Below are 24,170 nucleotides of genomic sequence, written 5' to 3'. Positions count from 1 at the left end.
ATCCAAAATCCAAAATCCAAAATCCAAAATTGAACTATGGGTCGTTCTCTAAAAAAAGGTCCTTTCGTTGCTGATCACTTACTCAGCAAAATCGAAAAACTGAACGCTAAAAACGAAAAACAAGTAATCAAAACTTGGTCAAGAGCTTCAACAATTTTACCAATGATGGTGGGTCATACCATAGCCGTTCACAATGGAAGACAGCACGTCCCCGTGTTTGTGAATGAACAAATGGTGGGACACAAGTTGGGAGAATTTGCCCCCACTCGCACCTACAGAGGTCATGGTAAAAGCGACAAAAAATCAGGCAGGTAATCTGTCATTAGTCAGTAGTCAGTAGTCAGCAGTAAACAACTGGCAACTAACAACTGACAACTGACAAAATGGAGACAATTATGGCAACTGATACTACAGAAGTTAAAGCGATCGCCCGTTATATACGCATTTCTCCCTATAAAGTGCGTCGCGTACTCGATCAAATTCGGGGACGGTCATATCGAGAAGCACTCATCATCCTAGAATTCATGCCCTATCGCGCCTGCGAACCAGTATTAAAGGTGTTAAGAAGCGCGGCTGCTAATGCAGAACATAACGAAGGGTTAGATCGAGCAGAACTAGTGATCACTCAGGCTTATGCCGATCAAGGACCAGTGCTGAAAAGGTTTCAACCTAGAGCGCAGGGTAGAGCTTACCAAATTCGCAAGCCAACGTGTCATATCACTGTCGCTGTTGGCGCTGGCGCTACTGCCAAATAACCAATAGACAGACACAACTAACTGCGTACAGTAAGAAATTTTAGAGGAAGCATTTGTGGGACAGAAAATTCATCCAGTCGGTTTTCGTCTGGGTATTACTCAAGAACATCAAGCCCGTTGGTTTGCCGTTCCTGATCGCTATCCAGAATTACTACAAGAAGACCACAAACTTCGTAAATACATAGATCAAAAACTGGGTAGATACGCTCAAAACAACGCTGGTATTTCCGAAGTACGTATTGAGCGTAAAGCTGACCAAATCGATCTAGAAGTAAGAACAGCTAGACCAGGTGTGGTGGTAGGTCGTGGTGGACAAGGAATAGAATCACTACGTACCGGACTACAAGAACTGTTGGGCAGCAACCGCCAAATCCGTATTAACGTAGTTGAAGTGCAACGAGTTGATGCAGATGCTTACTTGATTGCTGAATACATTGCTCAACAATTAGAACGCCGGGTTTCCTTCCGTCGAGTAGTTCGTCAAGCTATTCAACGCGCTCAACGAGCGGGTGTACAAGGAATCAAAGTTCAAGTCAGTGGTCGGCTCAACGGTGCAGAAATTGCCCGGACAGAGTGGACTCGTGAAGGCAGAGTACCCCTACACACATTACGGGCTGATATTGACTACTCTTACTGCACAGCACAGACTATTTACGGCATTCTGGGCATCAAAGTTTGGGTATTCAAGGGAGAAATTATCCCTGGACAAGAAGAAACTCCATCCCAACCAGCAACCCGTGAACGAGAACCCCGTCGTCGTCAACAACAACGCCGTCGCCAGCAATTTGAAGATCGCTCAAATGAAGGGTAATAGGTCATGGGTAATTAGGTAATAGGAAATAAAAAACTCATTACCAATTACCAATTACCAATTACCAATTACCAGTTACCAATTAGTAAGTCATGTTAAGTCCTAGAAGAACTAAATTCCGCAAACAACAACGCGGACGAATGGAGGGTTTAGCCCATCGTGGCAGTACCCTCAACTTTGGGGATTTTGCTCTCCAAGCTCAAGAACCCGCTTGGATCACTTCCCGACAAATAGAGGCTTCTCGTCGGGCTATGACTCGTTATATCCGCCGGGGCGGTAAAATCTGGATTCGCATTTTCCCTGATAAGCCTGTCACCATGCGTCCTGCAGAAACCCGGATGGGTTCTGGTAAAGGTAATCCAGAATTTTGGGTAGCTGTAGTTAAGCCAGGACGGATTTTGTTTGAAATCGCTGGTGTTTCTGAAGAGATAGCCCGTGAAGCCATGCGATTAGCTGCTTACAAGCTGCCAATTAAAACTAAGTTTATTGTCCGCTCTCAACCACAGGAGCAGGAGTAGATTATGGCTCTTCCCAAGATTTCAGAAGCTAGAGAATTAAGTGACGAGAAACTGGCTGAAGAAATTGTTGCTGTTAAAAGACAACTATTTCAGCTACGCTTGCAAAAAGCTACTAGACAACTAGAAAAACCACACCTGTTCAGACACGCCCGTCATCGTCTTGCCCAATTATTAACTGTAGAGGGAGAACGCAAACGGGTAGCAAGTCAATCGACTAAGGAAGAAAAGTAGGAGATTATGGCAGTCAAAGAACGAGTTGGCTTGGTAGTGAGCGATAAAATGCAAAAAACAGTCGTAGTGGCTGTAGAAAACCGTTCTCCTCACCCCAAGTACGGCAAAATTGTAGTTCAAACCCGGCGCTATAAAGCTCACGATGAAGAAAATAACTGCAAAGTTGGCGATCGTGTGCGGATTCAGGAAACTCGACCCCTGAGTAAAACTAAGCGTTGGCAAGTCACAGAAATCCTTAACGCTAAAGCTACAACATAATCAATAGTTGTTATCAAATTAACAACTCTCAACGGGAGACTAATTGTGATTCAACCCCAAACCTACCTAAATGTTGCCGATAATAGCGGAGCGCGTAAATTAATGTGCATCCGTGTATTAGGTGCAGGCAACCGTCGTTATGGCGGTGTAGGCGATAAAATCATCGCTGTTGTTAAAGACGCTCAACCCAACATGGCTGTAAAAAAGTCTGATGTTGTGGAAGCTGTAATTGTTCGTACTAAAAAGAGTATTAACAGAGACAGTGGCATGAGCATTAGATTTGATGATAACGCCGCAGTTATTATCAACAAAGATGGTAATCCTAGAGGCACACGGGTGTTCGGACCTGTAGCACGGGAATTACGCGATAAGAACTTTACCAAAATAGTTTCTCTCGCTCCGGAGGTGCTGTAATGGCAAAGCCACAACCCAAAGTTTTTCATAAAATGCACGTCAAAACTGGCGATACTGTACAAGTAATTGCGGGTAAAGATAAGGGTAAAGTTGGTGAAGTGATTAAAGCTCTACCTCAACTGAGTAAAGTCCTTATCAAAGGTGTGAATATTAAAACTAAGCACGTTAAACCTCAGCAAGAAGGGGAATCAGGGCGGATTGTTACCCAAGAATATCCCATACATAGCTCTAACGTGATGCTGTATTCCACGAAGCAAAATGTCGCCAGTCGCGTTTGCTACACTTTCACCGCCGAAGGTAAGAAAGTGAGAATGCTGAAAAAAACAGGTGAAATTTTAGACAAATAACCTGTGAACAGGGTGAGATTTTAGATTTGAATAGATTTAGATATTTTTAATTCAAAATCCAAAATCTAAAATCCAAAATCGCAAATTCCCTGACCAAGACCAGGGATCATCAAGACAAAAAACTATGGCGACAACCAGACTCAAAAATTTATACCAAGAGACAATTGTCCCCAAACTGACCCAACAGTTTCAGTACACCAACGTTCATCAAGTGCCAAAATTGGTGAAAATTACTGTTAACAGGGGTTTGGGAGAAGCTGCTTCTAATGCTAAAGCATTAGAAGCATCTTTAAACGAAATTGCACTGATCACAGGTCAAAAACCAGTGGTGACAAGGGCAAAAAAGGCGATCGCTGGTTTCAAAATTCGTCAAGGTATGCCTGTTGGCATCATGGTGACATTGAGAGGCGAACGGATGTATGCTTTCCTCGACCGACTAGTTAGCCTAGCACTGCCCAGAATTCGTGACTTTCGCGGCGTTAGCCCCAAAAGCTTTGATGGACGCGGTAACTACACTCTGGGTGTACGAGAACAGCTAATTTTTCCAGAAGTCGAGTACGACAGCATAGATCAAATACGTGGTCTTGATATTTCCATTATCACCACAGCAAAAAATGACGAAGAGGGTCGCGCCTTACTAAAAGAAATGGGAATGCCCTTTCGCGATCAATAAGTTCATCTAAAGAGGGAACGATGGCGGCTAACGACACAATTGCAGATATGCTGACGCGCATCCGCAATGCTAATATGGCAAGGCATCAAACTACACAAGTGCCAGCAACAAAAATGACTCGCAATATTGCCAAAGTCCTACAGGACGAAGGCTTTATTGCTGAATTTTCCGAAACAGGAGAAGGGATCAAACAAAATCTGGTGATTTCCTTGAAATACAAGGGTAAAAATCGTCAGCCCCTGATCACCGCATTGAAACGGGTGAGTAAACCAGGTTTGCGTGTTTACTCCAATCGCAAAGAATTACCAAGAGTGCTAGGTGGCATCGGTATTGCCATTATTTCTACATCCAGTGGAATTATGACTGACCGCGAAGCGCGTCGTCAGAATTTGGGTGGTGAAGTGCTTTGCTACGTTTGGTAGTCGTCAATAGTCAACGTCAGTTCAACCTAAAACTGACAACTGACAACTGACAACTGACAACTGACAACTGACAAAGGACAAAGGACAAAATTAAGTCATGTCTCGTATTGGTAAACGTCCAATTACTGTTCCTGCTAAGGTACAAGTAGCAATTGACGGCACTAAGGTAGTAGTGAAAGGACCAAAAGGAGAACTTTCTCGCAACTTACCTGCTCAAGTCATAGTTTCCCAAGAAGGGGAAACACTACTTGTCACCCGTCGTGATGATACTCGCACTTCCAGGCAAATGCATGGTTTGAGCCGCACCTTAGTGGCCAACATGGTGGAAGGAGTTTCCCAGGGTTTTCAACGTCGTTTGGAAATTCAAGGGGTTGGTTATCGCGCTCAAGTTCAAGGCCGTAACCTAGTTTTGAATATGGGTTATAGCCATCAAGTACAAATTGAACCGCCAGAAGGAATTCAGTTTGCAGTGGAAGGTACTACTAATGTCATAGTCAGTGGTTATGACAAGGAAATTGTAGGGAACACAGCAGCTAAAATTCGTGCCGTTCGTCCACCAGAACCCTACAAAGGTAAAGGTATTCGCTATGCCGGTGAAGTGGTCAGACGGAAAGCTGGTAAGACTGGAGGTAAAGGTAAGAAGTAAATATGAAACTTACTCGTAGAGAATCAAAACAGCGTCGCCATCGGCGCGTGCGCGGCAAAGTCAGTGGTTCTTCAGAACGTCCACGCCTAGCTGTGTTCCGTTCCAATGAGCATATTTATGCTCAGATTATTGATGATACCAAACATCAAACCCTTGTGGCAGCATCGACCGTAGAACCAGACTTAAAATCTAACTTGGCTTCTGGGGCTAACTGTGAGGCATCAGCGCAAGTTGGTAAGTTGATAGCAGTGCGTTCCTTAGAAAAAGGGATCACCAAAGTCGTTTTTGATCGTGGTGGCAACCTCTATCATGGACGCATCAAAGCACTAGCTGAAGCAGCACGCGAGGCTGGTTTAGATTTCTAAAGTCATCTGTCAGGGAACAGGAATCAGTTAACAGTGATGACTAGGAACTGACAACTAACAACTGACAACTGACAACTGACGTTGAGAGAACATAAATTATGGCAACGGGTCGTCGTAAAGCAAACCGAGCAAAAAAAGAAGAAACCAACTGGCAAGAGCGGGTAATCCAAATCCGTCGTGTTAGTAAAGTGGTTAAGGGTGGTAAAAAACTGAGCTTCCGGGCAATTGTGGTCGTTGGTAACGAACGCGGTCAAGTTGGTGTAGGAGTAGGTAAAGCCTCTGATGTAATTGGTGCTGTGAAAAAAGGTGTTGCCGATGGTAAAAAACACCTGATTGACATTCCAATTACCAAATCCAATTCCATACCTCACCCCATTGATGGCATTGGTGGTGGTGCGAAGGTGATTATGCGACCAGCTGCACCTGGTACAGGGGTAATTGCTGGTGGTGCAGTCCGCACTGTATTAGAGTTGGCAGGAGTTCGTAATGTTCTCGCCAAGCAACTCGGCTCTAACAATCCTTTGAATAACGCCAGAGCCGCAGTTAATGCTCTGTCTACACTACGTACATTTGCTGAAGTAGCTGAAGACCGAGGTATTGCGGTCGAGAAACTCTACATCTAAATTTTAGATGTCATAGTTTCTAGGAATTAGTGTAAAAAACTACTAATCACATCATGAGACTAAACGATGTTAAGCCTCAAAAAGGCTCGAAAAAACGCCGTCGCCGTGTAGGTAGAGGTATTTCTGCTGGTCAAGGCGCTAGTGCTGGTTTAGGGATGCGAGGACAAAAATCCCGTTCTGGTAGCGGTACTCGACCTGGGTTTGAAGGTGGTCAGCAACCATTGTACCGTCGAATACCTAAGTTGAAGGGTTTTCCTCTCGTTAATCGTAAAAATTACACTACGATTAATGTAGAGAAGTTAGCCTCCCTACCTGCTAACACAGAAGTAACTATAGCCTCTTTAAAAGAAGCAGGTATTCTTACTGCTGTTAAAGGTCCGTTGAAAATTTTGGGTAATGGGGAATTAAATGTTCCTCTCAAAGTGCAAGCCGCAGCTTTCACTGGACAAGCTCGTAGCAAAATTGAAGCGGCTGGTGGGAGTTGCGAAGTTCTATGAAGAATGAAGGATGAGGGATGAAGAATAAAAGATGAAAAGCTTAATACTTCTAATTTCCAACTTCAGACTTCATATTCTTCTCAATTGAGACTTCATACTTCAAAGGTAGAACTCTATGATCAGTCGAGACAAAGCTCCAACGGCTCAAGAAACTTTTATGCAGATGGCGCAAGCAGCTGGACTGAGAGGTAGGCTGCTTGTCACGGTCGGTATTTTAATTTTGGTTCGCCTGGGTATCTTTTTGCCAGTACCAGGAATTAACCGGGAAAGATTTGCTGAGGCTATATCGGGAAATAATTCCATATTCGGTTTATTGGATATATTTTCTGGACGAGGACTTTCTACTTTGGGTGTATTCGCCCTGGGGATTTTGCCATTCATCAATGCGTCCATTATCATCCAATTGCTCACTGCTGCCATTCCCTCTTTAGAAAATTTACAGAAAAACGAGGGTGAAGCAGGTCGGCGGAAGATTTCTCAGATTACCCGCTATGTGTCTTTGGGTTGGGCAATTATTCAAAGTGTGGCTTTTTCGTCCTTATTCCTCCAACAGTTTGCCTTGAATCCTGGACCTGTGTTCGTAGCAGAAACAGCGATCGCTCTTACCGCTGGTTCTATGTTCGTAATGTGGGCTTCAGAACTAATTACAGAGCGTGGTATTGGTAATGGTGCATCTTTGTTGATTTTTGTCAACATTGTGGCATCTCTACCAAAATCTTTAGGCAATACCATTGATTTGGTACAAGTTGGTGGCAGAGAAGTTGTTGGTCGTGTGATTGTCCTGTTACTAGTTTTCCTCATGACAATTGTGGGGATCGTGTTTGTACAGGAAGGAATGCGCCGCATCCCGATTATTTCCGCTCGTCGCCAAGTAGGACGTAGGGTATTAGCAGAACAACGTAGCTTTTTGCCTTTACGTTTGAATCAAGGTGGTGTGATGCCGATTATTTTTGCTGCGGCTATCCTCAGTTTGCCACTGCTAATTGCCAACTTCACTAAAAATACTGACTTGGCAAATATAGTTAACACTTACCTGAGTCCTAGCGGTTCTGGCTCTTGGGTATACGCACTGGTATACATGGTAAGCATCATTTTCTTCAGCTACTTCTATTCTTCTTTGATTCTCAACCCAGTAGATGTGGCGCAAAACTTGAAGAAAATGGGTTCTAGTATTCCTGGTATTCGCCCTGGTAAAGCTACTAGCGAGTACATTGAGCGTGTTAGCAACCGACTGACTTTTTTAGGCTCACTTTTCTTAGGTTTAGTAGCAATTATCCCTACAGCGATAGAAAGTACCTTAAATGTCCCCACTTTTAAAGGCTTAGGTGCTACCTCGTTATTAATTTTAGTTGGTGTGGCGATTGATACCGCAAGGCAAATTCAAACTTACGTTATCTCTCAACGCTATGAAGGAATGGTGAAACAATAGTGACGCGATTAATCTTCTTGGGACCACCGGGTGCTGGTAAAGGAACTCAGTCCAAAGTTTTGGCTGATTTTTTGAATATTCCCCATATTTCGACTGGTGACATTTTACGGCAAGCGATCACGGAGCAAACGCCTTTGGGCATCAAAGCACAAAGCTATATGGACAAAGGCGAGTTAGTTCCTGACCAGCTTGTAGAGGATTTGGTAAAGGAGCGTCTTAATCAACCAGATACTAAAAATGGTTGGATTTTAGATGGCTTTCCCCGAAAAGTGTCCCAAGCATCTTTTTTGGAGGAATTGTTGGCAGAAACTGGACAGGGCGGCGAAAGGGCTGTCAATTTGGATGCACCAGATCAAATTGTCATCACTCGCTTATTGGGACGAGGACGCAAAGACGATAGCGAAGAGGTGATTCGTCGTCGTTTAGAAGTTTACCGTGAGGAAACTGCTCCCTTGATCAATTATTACAGCGATCGCCAAAAACTCTTGACAGTTGACGGTAATCAGTCCCCAGAAGAAGTCACTACTGCATTAAAAAATGTCATAGCTGCTTAGTGCAAGGAGGAGTAAAGAGGCAAGAGACAGAGAAAATAGATAGTTAACATCAAAACTCAGCATCTCTTTCTGCTTTGCTCACCTTTGTTGGCAAAGGGTTAAAATCAATTTTAGCTAAGATATATTAATAGACTGTTGATATATTTCGCAAATTGTGTTTTCGCACCAAATGTATCTCTGGCAAGAAAACAGAAAGTTGTTGAGTTGAGGAAAAAACTTGTCTAAACAAGACTTGATTGAAATGGAAGGAACTGTCACCGAATCATTGCCCAATGCAATGTTTCGTGTTGATTTGGACAATGGTTTTAACGTTTTAGCACACATTTCCGGCAAGATTCGCCGTAATTACATCAAAATTTTACCTGGCGATCGCGTCAAAGTGGAGCTAACTCCATACGACCTGACAAAAGGCAGAATCACATACAGATTACGGAAGAAATAAATCTATGTCCAAAATCCTACCATAAAGCAGATTTTTTGGGGATTCCCCGTTTAATTAACTGAATTATTTTCTCTAGAAATGCTATAATTTACCATTTGGAGTCAAATAAAAAAGGCATGAAAGTTAGAGCTTCAGTCAAGAAAATTTGTGAAAAATGCAACGTGATCAAACGTCGTGGTCGCGTCATGGTAATTTGTGAAAACCCCAAGCACAAGCAACGCCAAGGATAAAACTCTAACTACCAGAGCTTAGTCCAGACAAATTCACAAGCCTAACTCAAGGACGCGACTAATCACGTCTTGGCAAAGGCAAGTACGAACAAAAGAGGGAGAGATTCATTGTGGCACGGATTTCGGGAGTAGACCTTCCCCGCGATAAGCGCGTCGAGATTGGTCTGACTTACATTTATGGAATTGGTTTATCAAGGTCGCAAGAAATCTTAGCGGCTACAGGTGTGAACCCAGACACCCGCGTGAAAGACTTAAGTGATGCTGATGTAGCTGCCTTGAGGGCAGAAATTGAAAGCAACTATCAAGTCGAAGGTGACTTGCGCCGTTTAGAGGCGATGAACATCAAGCGCCTAGTTGATATTGGTTGTTATCGAGGCCGTCGTCATCGCATGGGCTTACCCGTCAGAGGACAAAGAACCCGCACTAATGCCAGAACCCGACGTGGGAGAAGACAGACAGTGGCTGGTAAGAAGAAAGCCCCTGGCAAATAATGTTTTTTTGCTTGCTAATGTAAGCAGTTTTTACCTGAAATTCACTAAACAAATATGGCAAGACAACCAACAAAAAAAACCGGGAGCAAAAAGCAAAAGCGGAACGTACCCAACGGGATGGCCTATATCCAGTCTACTTTCAACAATAGCATTGTCACCATCACCGATCAAAATGGCGATGTGATATCTTGGGCTAGTGCAGGTTCTAGCGGATTTAAAGGCGCAAAAAAAGGGACACCCTTTGCAGCTCAAACAGCTGCGGAAAGTGCAGCCCGTAGAGCAATTGATCAAGGAATGCGCCAGATAGAAGTCATGGTCAGCGGACCTGGTGCAGGAAGAGAAACTGCTATTCGCGCTCTGCAAGGAGCAGGACTGGAAATTACCCTGATTCGGGATATAACTCCCATTCCTCATAACGGTTGCCGTCCGCCCAAGCGTCGTCGCGTTTAGACAAAACCTGTTGAGCGATAAAGACAGAAGGTTAAAGCTAAAGAAAAACACCTGCAACATAATTGAGGGCATACAAAGCCGCAAATTTTGCAGTAGTTGGTCAACTTAAGAACCCTGGCGTGATGAAGAAGCAAGTCAGCTCTTCCCATAGGGAGGGCTGCTAAACTTTGGAAAATTCCCAATATGATCAGTGTCTGTAGGCTGAAGTGTGGCATCTAAACTTTACCAAACAAATCTTGGCAGTTTGATCAACCTTAACAACAGATCAGGCAATAAAGTAAATTCGAGAGGCAAATTATTTGCCTACTAGCAGCACCTTAACAAGGGAGGCTACTCCGTGGCGCAGTTTCAAATTGAATGTGTAGAGTCTAATACTGAGGAAAGTCGGAGTCATTACAGTAAATTTGTTCTCGAACCTTTAGAACGCGGTCAAGGAACAACAGTAGGTAACGCGCTGCGGCGAGTTTTACTTTCTAATTTAGAGGGTACAGCAGTTACAGCAGTGCGTATTGCTGGAGTTACTCATGAGTTTGCCACAGTTCCAGGCGTGAGAGAGGATGTACTGGAAATCCTCATGCGAATGAAGGAAGTTATCCTCAAAAACTATTCCTCTCAACCTCAGATTGGTCGGTTACTTGTGAACGGACCGGTAACTGTCACTGCGGCGCATTTTGATTTGCCCAGTGAAGTAGAAGTCATCGACCCAACCCAGTATGTAGCTACCATAGCAGATGGTGGCAAACTGGAAATGGAATTTCGGATTGAAAGAGGTAAAGGGTATCGCACTGTAGAAAGGGGAAGGGAAGAAGCAACATCCTTAGACTTTTTGCAAATAGACTCCGTGTTTATGCCAGTGCGAAAAGTCAACTATAGCGTTGAAGAAGCCCGTGGTGATGGATCTCTTAAAGATAGACTGCTATTAGAAGTGTGGACTAATGGTAGTATTTCCCCCCAAGAAGCACTATCATCAGCGGCTGGGATTTTGGTAGATTTATTCAATCCGTTGAAAGATATCTCCCTGGAACCAACAGATACAGGTTCAGATATTCCTGACGATCCCACTGCTCAAATTCCCATCGAAGAATTGCAACTTTCTGTCCGAGCTTACAACTGTCTCAAACGAGCGCAGGTTAACTCCGTAGCAGATTTGTTGGATTACACCCAAGAAGACCTCTTAGAAATCAAAAACTTTGGTCAAAAGTCAGCGGAAGAAGTAGTGGAAGCTTTACAGCGGCGTTTAGGTATTACCCTACCGCAAGAAAGAGGTTCTGCTCCATCCTAAACCACAATCGTTCATAATTCATAGTCCATTATTATGCGTCACCGTTGTCGAGTTAAAAAACTCAGTAAACCAGCTGACCAGCGCCGCGCTCTGTTGCGATCGCTAACCACCGAGCTAATCCGTCATGGTCGAATTACTACCACTCTCATCCGTGCTAAAGTTGTACGCAGTGAAGTGGACAAAATGATTACCTTGGCTAAAAACGGCTCCTTAGCATCACGTCGAACAGCATTAGGTTATATCTACGACAAAGCCTTAGTTCATGCTCTATTTGAGCAAGCTCCCACGCGGTATGCTAACCGTCAAGGGGGTTATACTCGCATTCTCCATACCGTACCTCGTCGCGGTGATAATGCGGAAATGGCGATTATTGAATTAGTTTAAAGTCATAGGGAATAGGGAATAGGGAACAGGGAATAGGGGAAAAATAAATTAAAAATTAAACAACTCTTGCCTCTTGTCTCTTGCCTCTTGCCTCTGACAAAACCAGTATGTTAGAAAGCCGCCAGCCTATACCAACATACCGAGTAGCCTTGGTCATTCAGTACCGGGGAACTCATTTTCATGGCTGGCAAAGGCAATCACGCCAGCGAACTGTTCAAGAAGAGATAGAAACAGCTATAGCTACTGTTCTGGGGTATCATGTTACACTCCACGGTGCAGGGCGAACCGACGCTGGAGTTCATGCGGCTGCTCAAGTAGCCCATTTTGATGCCACAGGTTTTATTCCCGCGCACAAATGGGCAACAGTTCTGAACAGCTATCTACCCCCAGATATATTAATCAGAGCTTCAGCAGGTGTAGATGAACGTTGGCACGCTCGCTTTAGTGCAGTTTCTCGACGCTATCGCTACACAATATACACTGAAGCTCTACCGAACTTGTTCGTGACTCCCTTCAGTTGGCATTATTATTATGCTCCCTTGGATGAAAATCTCATGCAAGCAGCGTTAACGCCTCTGCTGGGAAAACATCATTTAGCTGCTTTTCATCGTGCAGGATCAGCGCGATCGCATTCCTGGGTAGAAGTACAAGCAGCCGAGTGTCATCGTAATAATCCATTTATCCATATTGAAATTCAGGCAGATGGATTTTTGTATGGGATGGTGCGGCTTTTGGTAGGGATGCTGGTACAGGTTGGATCTGGACAAATGACACTCGATCATTTCACTGAAATCTGGACCCAAGAACGTCGGGAAAAAGTGAAATATGCCGCACCACCCCAAGGCTTATGCTTGTTACGAGTAGAGTATCCAGATTTTCCTTTTGCCAAAGAAATTTGGTACGACACCCAACCATATTTAATGTTTAGTCATTGGTGACAGGGAATAGGGAACAGGGAATAAGGAATAGGAAAAACATCAATTAAAAAATTCTTGCCTCTTGCCTCTTGCCTCTTGCCTTTTGCCTTCTTCCACTGACAACTGACAACTGACATAGGACAAATAAAAATGAGTAGTAAAACTTACCTTCCTCCTCAAGCATCCCTTGAGCGTGAGTGGTACGTAGTAGATGCCACCGATAAACGTCTAGGCCGCCTGGCCAGTGAAATTGCTATGGTTTTGAGAGGTAAAAGAAAAGCTGAATACACACCTCACTTAGACACAGGTGATTTCGTTGTTGTTATTAACGCAGAAAAAGTAGCAGTTACAGGCAAAAAACGTACCCAAAAAGTTTACCGTCGTCATTCTGGCCGTCCTGGCGGAATGAAAACAGAAACCTTTGCTAAATTGCAACAGCGCCTACCAGAAAGGATTTTAGAACACGCTGTTAAAGGTATGCTGCCCAAGAACAGCTTAGGTAAACAATTATTTACCAAATTGAAAGTTTACGCTGGGCCTACTCATCCCCACGAAGCTCAAAAACCCAAAGAACTGATCATTAATACAATTCCTGGAGAAAACTAATGCAAGCAGTAGAAACTAATAGCGGCCGCGCCGTTTATTGGGGTACTGGCCGCCGGAAATCAGCAGTAGCACGGGTAAGGCTAGTTCCTGGCGAAGGTAAATTTGTAGTTAATGGCAAAGATGGAGAATTATACTTCCAATTCAATGCTAATTACCTCGGAGCTATCAAAGCGCCTTTAGAAACTTTGGGACTAGAAAGCGAATATGATATTTTGGTCAAAGCTGAAGGTGGCGGTTTGACAGGACAAGCAGATTCAATTCGCTTGGGTGTTGCTCGCGCTTTGTGTCAGTTAGATCCTGATAACCGTTCACCTTTGAAAATTGAAGGTTATTTAACTCGTGATCCACGAGCTAAAGAAAGGAAAAAATACGGTTTACACAAAGCTCGCAAAGCACCTCAATACTCCAAACGGTAATCAATTTTGGATTTTAGATTTTGGATTTTGGATTGCTCCAAAATTCTAAAATCTGAAGTTATACGAGCCTGACACGGCTAAAAGTTATAATTGATATAGATTCACCACAAAAGGAACAATGGCTAAATCTGATATTCATCCCCAGTGGTATCCAGAAGCAAAAGTCTACTGCAACGGTCAAGTTGTGATGACTGTGGGTTCTACTAAACCCGAACTGCACGTAGATGTTTGGTCTGGAAACCACCCCTATTACACTGGTACTCAGAAAATTATTGATGCTGAGGGTCGAGTTGAGCGTTTCCTCCGCAAATATGGTATGTCCAACGAGCAAGGCGGCAAAAATAAAAAGTAGCTGGTTGGCTGTAGCTGTTAACGACGACCCTGCATTGATGTGGGGTCGCTTGTCATTTTATGCTCGAGCCAACTTGTTATTTTAAGGATTTGCACTCATGGCTGAAACATACCTGCTGGAGAAACTGAAATCTGTTGAACAAACTTTTCATGAATTGACTCGTCGTCTGGCTGACCCGGATACTGCTAAAAACCCTGATGAGTATCAAAAAATTGCTAAGTCTCGTTCGTCTTTGGAAGAGGTAGTTAATACCTACGAAACTTGGAAAACTGCTCAAGAAGAATTAGCCGGGGCGCGTCAGGTACTTAAAGAAGCGAATGGTGATCCAGAGTTGCAAGAAATGGCAGCTTTGGAAGTCAATGAACTAGAAGAAAAGCTGGAATATTTAGAAGGTCGCTTGAAAGTATTGCTACTACCTCGTGACCCCAATGATGATAAAAACATCATGTTGGAAATTCGTGCTGGTACTGGTGGCGATGAAGCGAGTATTTGGGCTGGAGATTTGCTGCGAATGTATTCTCGCTATGCTGATACCCAGGGTTGGAGAGTGAAGCTAGTCAGCGAGTCTTTAGGTGAGATGGGCGGCTTCAAAGAGGTAATTCTGGAAATTCAAGGTGATAGCGTTTACAGTAAGCTAAAGTTTGAAGCAGGAGTACATCGTGTGCAGCGCGTTCCAGCTACGGAAGCTGGAGGCAGGGTACATACTTCTACCGCTACTATCGCCATTATGCCAGAAGTGGATGATGTAGAAATTCATATTGACCCGAAAGATATTGAAATGACTACTGCCCGTTCTGGTGGTGCTGGTGGGCAAAACGTCAACAAGGTAGAAACTGCTGCTGATTTGTACCACAAACCCACAGGAATCAGAATTTTTTGTACAGAAGAACGTAGCCAGTTACAAAACAAAGAACGGGCTATGCAAATTTTGCGAGCTAAACTCTATGAAATGAAGTTACGCGAACAACAAGAGGCTGTAACTTCGATGAGGCGATCGCAAGTCGGTACAGGTTCTCGTTCTGAAAAAATTCGCACCTACAATTATAAAGATAGCCGAGTTACTGACCACCGCTTAGGTCAAAACTTTACCCTTAATCCTGTTTTGGAAGGCGATTTAGAAACCTTGGTTCAATCTTGTATTTCTCAAGATCAGCAAGAGCGTTTGGCAGAATTAGCTGCCTCCACCAACTAATATTAATTTGATTTGTAAACATATCAACTCTCAAATCCCTGACTAATTATAAAAGTCGGGGATTTTGCTTTTCACCTATCATTTATGACTGCTATAGCAGAAGGCAAGAGGCAAGAGTGAAACATCATCCTAGCTACAGCTATATATATAGCAGGAGTCAGAATTCAGGAGTAAAACCCTCTGGTCGTGGGAGTTTCATTATCAATTGATGTCCTAACTACCCTGTCCACAGCTATATGTAATAAATTACTAAAAATATGTTTACAAGTACAGAAATTAAGAGATGATTTAACGAAGGCAGGGGACATGAGGCAGTAGGCTTGAGTCCGTTTTTGTAATGAGGATTTATACCCGATTATTTCGATAAAACCGACATTCCGCACCCCCCAGTGTCACAATCGGTAATTTCGGATTTTTGAATACCTTTGATAATAATTTTGATACAAAATCGTTGAAATCTTAGGTGGCGATCGCCAATCTCAAATCGCCAAACGACCATTTTTCGTTGTGTGACAGTTTAGGGTGCGGAAGGTGGGATAAAAAATTACGGCTCTCCTAGAGTGGTTATGGTAATTTAATAAAAAATGACGGCTAAAAACCTTATTACACAAGGATTACATCAATCAAACCAATAGATTTAATAAAAATTGATTTTGATTTTATTGAATCTCTTGATACATAATGAATTTAACCAAGTATTAAGTGTTAAATGGTCATATCTAGTCTAGGAGAGCCAAAATTACTAGCACTATAAAAATAATCTGAGGCAAATTGTACCCATGAATAAATCATTAAATGAATCCCTATCTCAGCAAGTTGCCGAAAATATCAAAAGTAAGGCTAAACAGCCTTTTGAAAATGCTTATAAGGCAGTATTAGCAACTGAAGGTGCAAGATATGTTCAAGGTTTTTTAGTTTTTGCTGGTAAGCCATATAAACCAATTGAACACGCTTGGATTGAGTTAGAAGATGTGATTATTGATCCAACATTTCCCCATTTTCAGAAAACTGCTCAAGAACTTTGGTACTTTCCGGCTCAAAGTTTGACTGTCAAAAAGCTGAAAGCCATCATTGAAGAATCAAAAGAAGATTACCCAGAAGATGATCCTTTACCAATTTATGGTGAAGTACCTTATGAATATTATGGTGATTTAATGTTAGGTGGGCAGGAATATTTAGCAGCCTATCAATCGGCTGAGGTGAAATGTCGAGAAATTAATGAATTAGATGCTGAAAAAAACTAATAAGATTTACCATCACTGCCAAAGTATTCCCGATAGCTGCAAATTTTATCACCGCTCACGTCAAAAGCCACTGCAACACGATTTTTGTAAGGTTGTCCAAATAGACTGCCTTCATCTCGAAATTCAAAGATAACAGTTTTTTCGTTGCTGGTAATGCTATCTAAAGAAGTTAGCTTAATTCCCGGGTTAAAAGCTTCGGAAACGTATTCAAAAAAATCTTTTGCTCTTTCTTTTCCTGTATTTAATCCATGAAATTTTCCCATCGGAAACCAAAAGGTAAAATCGTCTGTGAGCATATCTAGAAAACTTTGCCAATCACCAGTTTCTAGACCATTTATAAAATACTCAAATGCTTGTTGAGCAATTTTTAAAGTTTTTTCTGATTCTGTTTGCATCTAATCTACTTGTTGGTTATAAATTGACAGGTAACTCCAGTTAAAAGGCTTTTACTGTCTAGGTTTTATCATACAGCCGTTTCCGAAGATATGAGGTACACAGTTAGCGGTCAGGATACCCGCACCACAAGAGTTTTATAATTCATCTCTGTACCTCATAACACTGCTAAGTGCTGTATGTTGATATTCAAGCATTAGAATCACGCCATCGACATTACATTATCATTAACGGCGACTGGGAACAACGCTGGCAAAAGGCTTGTATGGCAGTAGAATAAGTTGTTGACACAATAAAAGAAGCGATCGCAGTTCCGTTGTAGTTGTGCGATCGCCCTAATTAATTGATACCTAGCCAAAGGAATCAATTTTAAAGATTATATTTCTGATCCTGGTAATATCGGGTGCAGTGTGATCCCCATCAGGTGTCTCACCCCGCATACCAAAAATAGCTTACAGCTACTACATTAACGTCACAGATTTCTTACTGTCACCTGTCACCTGTCACCTACTCAACAATCTTTTTTTGACTTCCTCTGCTAAATCTACCAAAGCCACTTCTATTTGTTCACCTGATTTCAAATCTTTTAATGATGATTTTTGCGCTGTGGCTTCATCCGCACCAATAATTACACAAAATTGAATTCCTTGTTTATCTGCTGCTTGAAATTGTTTACCCAAAGGACGTTTTTCAAAATTAGTCACCACATTAATTCCGGCTTGTCTTAATTGCTGTGATACCTTTAAATAAACAGGCATTAAATCTTCCTGCATATTCACCACCATTACCTGTGCTGGTGTTGCAGATAAAGTATTTAAAATACCAGCTTTCAACAAGCGACTAATTAACCGCGTTAAACCAATAGAAATGCCCACTCCCGGCATTTTTTCCCCTAAAAACATTCCCACTAATTCTTCATACCTGCCACCAGAACAGATACTACCCAAGGCTTCATGTCCAATTAAAGTAGTTTCATAAACTGTGCCAGTATAATAATTTAAACCACGGGCAATAGATAAATCAATACAGAAACGGTTGTCTGCAACTCCTAAATTTCTTACTCCTGTAATTACGGTTTCTAATTCACTAACTCCCAAATTAAATTGCTCTGATTCTGTAAAACTTTGCATTAAATGTTTAAGTTTATCCAAAACATCTTCAACACTACCATCAATTTTAATAAACTCAATTATCTTCTCTGTTTGTTCAGAAGATATACCTGCTTTTTCTAACTCTTGCTTAACTTTTGATTCACCAACTTTTTCCAAATTATCAATAATGCCAATACAAGTTTTAATTTGAGTTTCAGCAACTCCCACAGACTGAAAGAAACCTGTCAGAATTTTGCGGTTATTGATGCGAATGACAAAATCACCGATATTAATTGCCTCAAATATTTCAGTGATAATTGCTGGCATTTGGGCATCATATAATAAGCTCAGTTTACCACGAGCCACTACATCAATATCACATTGCCTAAATTGCCGAAAACGTCCGTCTTTTGCCCGTTCTCCCCGAAATACCATATCCATTTGATAGCGAGCAAAAGGAAAAGTTAACTCATTTAAGTGACGAGCAATATAAGCTGCAAAAGGAACAGTTTGATCAAATTTTAAAGCCCTAGCTTCCGAACCAGTTTCCCCAGATTTGTCCTTTTCTGCTTGGCGATTTGGTGGTAAAATCGGGTCAATACCATATATTATATTATCGCCTTGATTTCCCTTCGCTTGCAAAACTTCTAACCGTTCTACTGCTGGGGTTTCAATTGGTGTAAAGCCATAGCTTTCAAATACACGCCGGATAATATCTAATAAATGTACTTCTAGACGCTTTTCACTAGGCAGAAATTCGGGAAACCCGCTAGGAGTTGAAAAATTTATTTTGTCGCTTTTTGCCATGTCTATAATTTGTCAAGTTGGAACTTAATCACAGAATTACTATTGTACCCTTTCTTCCTGAATGAAAGTGCGTTGGTGAATTTTATCATTTTTAAACCAGTGCCAAGTGCGAGCGCGATAGTTATTATCAGGACTAATTTGAATCATTTCATACAAATACATATCTGGGAACTGTTTATAACCAAACCAAAAAATAACTGTTGCATCATCTACTTCCCAGGCTTTACCTTGAATGCGTTCAGTATCAAACCAGAGTTTTTTATCTTGATAAGTTCCTGGAAAATGATGTTCTTCTTGTTTACCATCAGCCCAAGTATAACGATTGATTTGATAGTAAGAATATTCAGTATTTTCAGGAAATTGGCAACTTAAATGAGATTGATGTTGATCGAGAATTTTACCATTAATATCAATTAAGGTATAATTTCCCACCCAATCACCTGCGTGACGGTCTAAAACAGGCATTTCTAAACGAATGTTAGACATAATTGGTTGCGTAAATTGATAATTGATAATTGTTTCATTCCAGGTTGAAAACCTCTTCTTTCTCGGAAAAAAAGAAAAATTTTCTATTTCCCCATCCTCTCACTTCCAGGTAAGGAGAGGTAATTGTCAATTGTCCATTCCTGAACTGTCACCTTTCCTATTCTCCATCATTAAACCACCAAGGATCTTTAGTAGAATTAGTTTTAATCAAAAAAGCTTTTTTCCGCAAAAAGCGTTTCAACCCTGCGGCACCCATGCGCGAACCTCCTAAACCAGAAAATTTAAAAGAGTTTTTCTCTCCTTCATGCATCATAGCCGTTAAACCTGCATCATTAATACTAATAGCACCTACATCTAATTGCATCCCAATTTCAAACGCTAGTTCTGCTGATTCTGCAAATATAGCCGCACTCAATCCATAAATAGAATCATTTGCTAAATCTATTGCTTCTTCTACTGTAGAAAAAGGCATAATTGGCATAATTGGTCCAAATGTTTCTTCCGTCATCACTTTCATAGAATTGTCAATTTCGGTGAGAACTGTAGGCCGACACCACCAACCACCACCTAATTTTTCCACCTTACCACCACAATGAATTACTGCACCTTTTGATATTGCATCTTGCAGATGTTCGTTAATAATTGCCGCTTGATTTTCAGAAATAATAGGGCCTATTTCTCCACTTTCAACTGTAGGATAAGCTAGTTGTAAACGATGGGCTTTAGCTACTAATTGATGATAAAATTCAGAAAATATAGATTCAGCTACATAAATTCGCTCAATTGATAAACATGATTGTCCAGAATTAAAAACAGCACCCCATAAAATGGCTGAAGTTGCTAAATCTAAATCCGCTGATTCTAAAACAATAGCTGGGTCTTTTCCACCCAATTCTAAAAAAGCAGGAATAAAGTTTTTGGCTGCTGTTTCTGCAACTACACGCCCAGTTTCTACACTACCTGTAAAGCATACTATATCAACTTCTTCTATTAAACTTGCTCCTGTTTGTCCTGCTCCCTCAACGAAATTTAAGACATCCCGTAATTGAGGAATAGTATTCAATGTCATCATCAAAGGTGCAACAAACCGAGGAGTGATTTCACTGGGTTTAACAATCACAGCACAACCAGCTAATAAAGCCGGAATCGTATCAATTGTAGACAATAACAGGGGAAAGTTCCAAGGACTAATAACAGCGACTAAGGGGTAAGGAACAGCAGTTTGTTGTAAAGCAATAAAGGGAATAGATGTATTTTTAGCAGTTTCTTGTAGTAACTGAGGGGCTAAATTACACCATTTATCAATACTATTTAAAAAAGAATCTATTTCTAATATTGATGCTGATAATCTGCCTGTATCATTTACTAACGCATCTGTTAGCTGTTTACGTTCAGATAATATAGCTTGCTTCCACTGTTTGAGTGCCTCAATTCTACCTTCAATACCTATTTCCTGCCAATGAATTTGTCCTCTCCGTAAACGGTGACATTGCTGAGACAGCAACTTTGGAGGAGGAGGGATAATGACATAATCAAATTTACCTGTGCGGGGGTTACGAACTTCTATTGGTTTTGTCATTGGGAACAGGGAATAGGGAACAAGGAATAGAAATTTTCAAATTATCTCTTATTTGGTGAGGCGTGGAATGGTTTATGCTTATATTTGTTTTTGAATTTGTATGAAATGTTTGTAGCCTATGTTGCCTTTTCGCATAATATTATTTATGTAAAAGTTTGACTAGTAGTACATTTGGGCATAGATAGTCATAAATTTTCAAGCCTTGATACAACATATACAGCCTATATCAGCAGTCATACTAATGCACAAAAATATTGACATAGATCAATGATCAATTTTTTCTAGAGGTTTAGCAATACCTATGCACTTAAATTTACCTATTCTTAACAAACTCTCCAGTTGCCAAAACTTACTCATTGCTGGAATGGGAGGAGGCTTTGATATTTTCTGTGGTTTACCCATTTACTTTGAGTTGCAACGCTTAGGGCTAAAAGTGCATCTTGCTAATCTTAGTTTTTCTAACATTGTTTTTTCCAAAGCTGCCAATCTGCAACAAACAATACTATTAACGGAAACATTGGCAGGTATCACTGCTGAGACAGAAGAGTTACCTGTCTACTTTCCTGAACTTTATTTAGCACAGTGGTTAAAAAAAGAATTTAACACAGCAACTACAATTTGGTGTTTCAAAAAAACTGGTGTTTTACCTTTAGTAAGTAACTACAACCAACTAATTGAACACTTATCTATTGATGGTATTTTATTGATTGATGGAGGAGTTGATAGTTTAGCGCGAGGTGATGAAGCCGATATGGGAACTGTAACAGAAGATGCTGTTTCCATTGCAGCAGTGAGCAAACTAACTCAAGTTCCCTTGCGGTTAATAGGATGCTTAGGTATGGGTGCAGAACGAAATATTACTCACCTTCATATATTAGAAAATATAGCCAGTTTAGCTAATTCAGGTGGTTTTTTGGGTTCTTGTTCCCTACTGAAACAAATGCAATGTTATCAAGACTATGAAAAAGCTTTGTTATATGTGCAGAGTCAACCAAATCAAGAACCTAGTATTATTAACTCATCTATTATTTCCTCAGTACAAGGACATTTTGGAGATTATCACCTGACATCAAGAACTAAAGGTAGTAAATTATGGATTTCACCCTTAATGTCGATATACTGGTTTTTTGAATTATCCGCAATTGTAGAACAACATTTGTTTTTGTCTCAACTGTTTTTAACTGAAACACTAGCAGATGTTCTTCAGGAAATGCTAAAAATTATGCAAAACCGACCTCGAAGAATCGCTGATAAAACTCCTTTACCTTAAATTTCACTTAGATTAATTAAAATTAAATTGTTGCCACTGCACTATATAAATAGGAACATTAAACCACATATTATTCTTTTCGGGAACTTTCACTTTAATGACTTTTAAATATTGAGGATCAGCTTCAATCCAAATTTTATTTCCTATATATCCTAATGTATGTTGACCATCTTGAGTAACAGCAATATCTCCTGGTTGAATTTTGCTATGGTCTAATTCATTAATACTATTAGCCTTCATAACTACTTTTGTTTTATTTCGATATTCTTCTGCTAAAGCTTGAGCAGAAGCATCAAACCACCATATAGAAATGCCTTCTCTAATGAGTTGAGAATTAAGAGAAAGCAAACCATATTTTAAATTTGCACCTACTAATCCCTGTCGCACTAAACCTGAGCAATCAATCCCAATTTTATTTTCACCACCCCAAATATACTTAGTTCCTATAAAACTATTCATTTCTTGAACGTAATATTTTCTAAGAATATTTGGTTCAAATTTATGTCCTGGTAAAATAGCAATTACAATACTAATAATACAAATACAAATACTTATAAACCTGATAATTTGATGATGCCAAAATAAAACTAATGCTCCAACTACAATCCAGGCTATTAAACACACTGTAGCTAAACGAAAAATCCCATAACTAACAGGAGCTAAAAGCAAGACGACCAAAAAGAACCAAGACAAACTCCAAATATAAAGTAAATAACGGCGTTGCTTTATTGGAAGTAGCATTTTTATTGCTCCATTAGGTACTATTTAAAATAGTAACTTTATTATTGTTGTTATGTCTGCTCCCCAAAAATTGCGGGAATTACTCGCACGTCCTGAAATTATCGTTATTCCCGGCGTTTATGACTGTCTGAGTGCAAAACTGGTAGAAAAGGCAGGATTTGAAGTTGCTGCTACCAGTGGCTTTGGTATTGCTGCTTCTACCCTGGGTTTACCTGATTATGGTTTTCTTACCGCCACGGAAATGCTCTATAGCGTAGGACGTATTGCTCAATCAATAAGTATACCCTTAATTGCAGATTGTGATACAGGTTACGGTAACGCTCTGAATGTAATGCGGACTGTTAAAGATGCGGTACAGTTAGGGTTAGCTGGAGTCATTTTAGAAGACCAAGAATGGCCAAAAAAATGCGGTCATTTTGAGGGAAAACGAGTTATATCTATGGCTGAACACGCTGGTAAAATACGTGCTGCTGTAGAAGCCCGTGGTGATAGCGGTTTGGTTATTATAGCCCGTACTGATGCCCGCGCACCTTTGGGTTTAGAGGCAGCTATTGAACGTGGTCAAGCTTACATCAATGCTGGTGCAGATATGTTATTTGTAGAAGCACCACAGTCAGTAACAGAATTACAAACCATAGCCGCAGCTTTCCCCAATATACCGTTAGTAGCTAATATTGTTGAAGGTGGAAAAACTCCCCAAATTTCCCCAGCAGAATTACAAAATTTGGGTTTTAAAATTGTCTTCTTTCCCCTAACTGCACTCATGGCTGTAACTGAGGTAATGAGTGCTTGTTTTCAACACCTTAAAGCCCAGGGAACTACTGCTAATTTTCCAGGTTTGGTTAGTTTCAACGATTTTCAAGAAATCATGGGTGTTGCTCAATATCTGCAAATGGAACAGCAGTATCAGAGTTAAACTACTTACAGTTTTTTCTTTGTCAGTGTTATAGTAGATGGAAGTAGGATAATTAACTCTTAATAGAGGTAATTTACTCAACCTAAAACTATGTCCAAAATGTCTAATAAACAACAAACAGTAGCTACAAATTACCCTTGGTAACGTTTAAGCGAACCATCAGCATAAAGTTCTAAGGGTACTAGCTCAGTTTTACCATTAATTTTTACTTGAGAGTAAACAACTTTGAGCAATGGCGCATGATTTTCGTTGTAGCGTAAACACATAAAACATCCTCTCTTTCTCAATTATAAACTTTGCTCTGTGGGTACAAATTTTATACATATAAAATTAGAAAT

The 24,170-nt window shown here is 40.9% G+C and carries 37 protein-coding genes; 30 read left to right on the top strand and 7 right to left on the bottom strand.

What is annotated here, in order from left to right; all coding sequences use genetic code 11:
- Positions 1–36: 36 nt before the first annotated feature.
- The 27 genes from rpsS (at position 37) to prfA (ending at position 15,305) form a co-directional block, all read left to right on the top strand.
- Positions 37–315, top strand: coding sequence for a 30S ribosomal protein S19 (gene rpsS, locus A0J48_RS12535; RefSeq protein ID WP_200323506.1), 279 nt, complete (start codon positions 37–39; stop codon positions 313–315).
- Positions 316–395: 80 nt separating this feature from the next.
- Positions 396–755 (top strand): 50S ribosomal protein L22, encoded by a 360-nt coding sequence (gene rplV, locus A0J48_RS12530; RefSeq protein ID WP_200323505.1) that lies wholly within the window; start codon positions 396–398, stop codon positions 753–755.
- A 55-nt stretch (positions 756–810) separates the two neighbouring features.
- Positions 811–1,566: a 30S ribosomal protein S3 gene (gene rpsC / locus A0J48_RS12525; protein WP_200323503.1), complete on the top strand. Its 756-nt coding sequence runs from the start codon at positions 811–813 to the stop codon at positions 1,564–1,566.
- A gap of 92 nt (positions 1,567–1,658) precedes the next feature.
- Positions 1,659–2,084, top strand: coding sequence for a 50S ribosomal protein L16 (rplP, locus tag A0J48_RS12520; RefSeq protein ID WP_200323501.1), 426 nt, complete (start codon positions 1,659–1,661; stop codon positions 2,082–2,084).
- A 3-nt stretch (positions 2,085–2,087) separates the two neighbouring features.
- Positions 2,088–2,315, top strand: coding sequence for a 50S ribosomal protein L29 (gene rpmC, locus A0J48_RS12515; RefSeq protein ID WP_200323499.1), 228 nt, complete (start codon positions 2,088–2,090; stop codon positions 2,313–2,315).
- 6 nt (positions 2,316–2,321) lie between these two features.
- Complete coding sequence (rpsQ, locus tag A0J48_RS12510; protein WP_200323497.1) at positions 2,322–2,573, top strand: 30S ribosomal protein S17; 252 nt, start codon at positions 2,322–2,324, stop codon at positions 2,571–2,573.
- A gap of 45 nt (positions 2,574–2,618) precedes the next feature.
- Positions 2,619–2,987, top strand: coding sequence for a 50S ribosomal protein L14 (gene rplN / locus A0J48_RS12505; RefSeq protein WP_200323495.1), 369 nt, complete (start codon positions 2,619–2,621; stop codon positions 2,985–2,987).
- The gene (gene rplX / locus A0J48_RS12500; protein WP_234300880.1) at positions 2,987–3,334 is read left to right on the top strand and encodes a 50S ribosomal protein L24; all 348 of its coding nucleotides are present in this window, start codon (positions 2,987–2,989) and stop codon (positions 3,332–3,334) included. The genes rplN and rplX overlap by 1 nt, the downstream gene beginning before the upstream one ends.
- A gap of 124 nt (positions 3,335–3,458) precedes the next feature.
- A complete protein-coding gene (gene rplE / locus A0J48_RS12495) occupies positions 3,459–4,007 on the top strand; it encodes a 50S ribosomal protein L5 (RefSeq protein WP_200323493.1) in 549 nt (182 codons plus the stop codon).
- Between the two features lie 20 nt (positions 4,008–4,027).
- Positions 4,028–4,429: a 30S ribosomal protein S8 gene (gene rpsH / locus A0J48_RS12490; RefSeq protein WP_200323491.1), complete on the top strand. Its 402-nt coding sequence runs from the start codon at positions 4,028–4,030 to the stop codon at positions 4,427–4,429.
- A 97-nt stretch (positions 4,430–4,526) separates the two neighbouring features.
- Positions 4,527–5,075 (top strand): 50S ribosomal protein L6, encoded by a 549-nt coding sequence (rplF, locus tag A0J48_RS12485; protein ID WP_200323489.1) that lies wholly within the window; start codon positions 4,527–4,529, stop codon positions 5,073–5,075.
- A 2-nt stretch (positions 5,076–5,077) separates the two neighbouring features.
- Positions 5,078–5,440: a 50S ribosomal protein L18 gene (gene rplR / locus A0J48_RS12480; protein ID WP_200323487.1), complete on the top strand. Its 363-nt coding sequence runs from the start codon at positions 5,078–5,080 to the stop codon at positions 5,438–5,440.
- A 98-nt stretch (positions 5,441–5,538) separates the two neighbouring features.
- A complete protein-coding gene (rpsE, locus tag A0J48_RS12475; RefSeq protein ID WP_200323485.1) occupies positions 5,539–6,063 on the top strand; it encodes a 30S ribosomal protein S5 in 525 nt (174 codons plus the stop codon).
- 53 nt (positions 6,064–6,116) lie between these two features.
- Entirely contained in the window at positions 6,117–6,560 is a 444-nt protein-coding gene (gene rplO / locus A0J48_RS12470; protein ID WP_200323483.1) for a 50S ribosomal protein L15, read from the top strand.
- 115 nt (positions 6,561–6,675) lie between these two features.
- A complete protein-coding gene (gene secY, locus A0J48_RS12465) occupies positions 6,676–7,989 on the top strand; it encodes a preprotein translocase subunit SecY (protein ID WP_200323481.1) in 1,314 nt (437 codons plus the stop codon).
- Positions 7,989–8,543: an adenylate kinase gene (locus A0J48_RS12460; protein ID WP_200323479.1), complete on the top strand. Its 555-nt coding sequence runs from the start codon at positions 7,989–7,991 to the stop codon at positions 8,541–8,543. The genes secY and A0J48_RS12460 overlap by 1 nt, the downstream gene beginning before the upstream one ends.
- Positions 8,544–8,760: 217 nt before the next feature.
- Positions 8,761–8,985, top strand: a complete 225-nt coding sequence (infA, locus tag A0J48_RS12455; protein ID WP_006276978.1) for a translation initiation factor IF-1 — start codon at positions 8,761–8,763, stop codon at positions 8,983–8,985.
- A 116-nt stretch (positions 8,986–9,101) separates the two neighbouring features.
- Positions 9,102–9,215 carry a 50S ribosomal protein L36 gene (gene rpmJ, locus A0J48_RS12450; RefSeq protein WP_013191489.1) on the top strand — a complete coding sequence of 38 codons (114 nt, stop codon included), beginning with the start codon at positions 9,102–9,104 and terminating at the stop codon, positions 9,213–9,215.
- 110 nt (positions 9,216–9,325) lie between these two features.
- Positions 9,326–9,706, top strand: a complete 381-nt coding sequence (rpsM, locus tag A0J48_RS12445; protein WP_200323477.1) for a 30S ribosomal protein S13 — start codon at positions 9,326–9,328, stop codon at positions 9,704–9,706.
- Between the two features lie 54 nt (positions 9,707–9,760).
- A complete protein-coding gene (gene rpsK / locus A0J48_RS12440; protein WP_096558115.1) occupies positions 9,761–10,156 on the top strand; it encodes a 30S ribosomal protein S11 in 396 nt (131 codons plus the stop codon).
- Between the two features lie 337 nt (positions 10,157–10,493).
- Positions 10,494–11,438, top strand: coding sequence for a DNA-directed RNA polymerase subunit alpha (locus A0J48_RS12435; protein WP_200323476.1), 945 nt, complete (start codon positions 10,494–10,496; stop codon positions 11,436–11,438).
- A 33-nt stretch (positions 11,439–11,471) separates the two neighbouring features.
- On the top strand, positions 11,472–11,822 hold the full coding sequence (gene rplQ, locus A0J48_RS12430; protein ID WP_200323475.1) for a 50S ribosomal protein L17: 351 nt from the start codon (positions 11,472–11,474) through the stop codon (positions 11,820–11,822).
- Positions 11,823–11,929: 107 nt separating this feature from the next.
- Positions 11,930–12,760 (top strand): tRNA pseudouridine(38-40) synthase TruA, encoded by an 831-nt coding sequence (gene truA / locus A0J48_RS12425; protein ID WP_200323474.1) that lies wholly within the window; start codon positions 11,930–11,932, stop codon positions 12,758–12,760.
- A gap of 129 nt (positions 12,761–12,889) precedes the next feature.
- Entirely contained in the window at positions 12,890–13,345 is a 456-nt protein-coding gene (rplM, locus tag A0J48_RS12420; protein WP_200323473.1) for a 50S ribosomal protein L13, read from the top strand.
- Positions 13,345–13,761 carry a 30S ribosomal protein S9 gene (gene rpsI, locus A0J48_RS12415; protein ID WP_200323472.1) on the top strand — a complete coding sequence of 139 codons (417 nt, stop codon included), beginning with the start codon at positions 13,345–13,347 and terminating at the stop codon, positions 13,759–13,761. The genes rplM and rpsI overlap by 1 nt, the downstream gene beginning before the upstream one ends.
- Positions 13,762–13,879: 118 nt before the next feature.
- Positions 13,880–14,113: a 50S ribosomal protein L31 gene (gene rpmE, locus A0J48_RS12410; RefSeq protein WP_200323471.1), complete on the top strand. Its 234-nt coding sequence runs from the start codon at positions 13,880–13,882 to the stop codon at positions 14,111–14,113.
- A 97-nt stretch (positions 14,114–14,210) separates the two neighbouring features.
- A complete protein-coding gene (gene prfA, locus A0J48_RS12405) occupies positions 14,211–15,305 on the top strand; it encodes a peptide chain release factor 1 (RefSeq protein WP_200323470.1) in 1,095 nt (364 codons plus the stop codon).
- Between the two features lie 355 nt (positions 15,306–15,660).
- On the opposite strand, the gene A0J48_RS12400 is transcribed toward prfA, so the two are convergent.
- Positions 15,661–15,804 (bottom strand): hypothetical protein, encoded by a 144-nt coding sequence (locus A0J48_RS12400; RefSeq protein WP_200323468.1) that lies wholly within the window; start codon positions 15,802–15,804, stop codon positions 15,661–15,663.
- 280 nt (positions 15,805–16,084) lie between these two features.
- Between A0J48_RS12400 and A0J48_RS12395 the strand changes: the two genes are divergently transcribed.
- A complete protein-coding gene (locus A0J48_RS12395) occupies positions 16,085–16,549 on the top strand; it encodes a hypothetical protein (protein WP_200323466.1) in 465 nt (154 codons plus the stop codon).
- Here the strand turns inward: A0J48_RS12395 and A0J48_RS12390 are convergent.
- The 4 genes from A0J48_RS12390 to A0J48_RS12375 all read right to left on the bottom strand — a co-directional run bounded on the left by A0J48_RS12390 (position 16,546) and on the right by A0J48_RS12375 (position 20,905).
- Positions 16,546–16,944, bottom strand: a complete 399-nt coding sequence (locus tag A0J48_RS12390) for a nuclear transport factor 2 family protein (protein WP_200323465.1) — start codon at positions 16,942–16,944, stop codon at positions 16,546–16,548. The two genes, A0J48_RS12395 and A0J48_RS12390, sit on opposite strands and share 4 nt — an antisense overlap.
- A gap of 501 nt (positions 16,945–17,445) precedes the next feature.
- Positions 17,446–18,840: a histidine--tRNA ligase gene (gene hisS, locus A0J48_RS12385; protein WP_200323464.1), complete on the bottom strand. Its 1,395-nt coding sequence runs from the start codon at positions 18,838–18,840 to the stop codon at positions 17,446–17,448.
- A 39-nt stretch (positions 18,841–18,879) separates the two neighbouring features.
- On the bottom strand, positions 18,880–19,326 hold the full coding sequence (locus A0J48_RS12380; protein WP_200323463.1) for a DUF3598 family protein: 447 nt from the start codon (positions 19,324–19,326) through the stop codon (positions 18,880–18,882).
- 157 nt (positions 19,327–19,483) lie between these two features.
- Positions 19,484–20,905 (bottom strand): aldehyde dehydrogenase family protein, encoded by a 1,422-nt coding sequence (locus tag A0J48_RS12375; protein WP_200323462.1) that lies wholly within the window; start codon positions 20,903–20,905, stop codon positions 19,484–19,486.
- Positions 20,906–21,206: 301 nt separating this feature from the next.
- Between A0J48_RS12375 and A0J48_RS12370 the strand changes: the two genes are divergently transcribed.
- On the top strand, positions 21,207–22,175 hold the full coding sequence (locus A0J48_RS12370; protein ID WP_200323461.1) for a DUF1152 domain-containing protein: 969 nt from the start codon (positions 21,207–21,209) through the stop codon (positions 22,173–22,175).
- 12 nt (positions 22,176–22,187) lie between these two features.
- Here A0J48_RS12370 and A0J48_RS12365 read toward each other — a convergent pair whose 3' ends face one another.
- Entirely contained in the window at positions 22,188–22,916 is a 729-nt protein-coding gene (locus A0J48_RS12365; RefSeq protein WP_200323460.1) for an NlpC/P60 family protein, read from the bottom strand.
- Positions 22,917–22,968: 52 nt separating this feature from the next.
- On the opposite strand from A0J48_RS12365, the gene A0J48_RS12360 reads away from it, so the two are divergent.
- The gene (locus A0J48_RS12360) at positions 22,969–23,832 is read left to right on the top strand and encodes an isocitrate lyase/PEP mutase family protein (RefSeq protein WP_200323458.1); all 864 of its coding nucleotides are present in this window, start codon (positions 22,969–22,971) and stop codon (positions 23,830–23,832) included.
- Positions 23,833–23,963: 131 nt separating this feature from the next.
- Here A0J48_RS12360 and A0J48_RS27425 read toward each other — a convergent pair whose 3' ends face one another.
- Positions 23,964–24,098, bottom strand: coding sequence for a hypothetical protein (locus A0J48_RS27425; RefSeq protein WP_267910302.1), 135 nt, complete (start codon positions 24,096–24,098; stop codon positions 23,964–23,966).
- Positions 24,099–24,170: the final 72 nt, after the last annotated feature.

Origin of the sequence: Sphaerospermopsis aphanizomenoides BCCUSP55, assembly GCF_001586785.1 — a bacterium.
GTDB lineage: Bacteria > Cyanobacteriota > Cyanobacteriia > Cyanobacteriales > Nostocaceae > Sphaerospermopsis_A > Sphaerospermopsis_A aphanizomenoides_A.
Note: the sequence above shows the minus strand (reverse complement) of the source record. Positions and strands in the feature narration are given on the sequence as shown.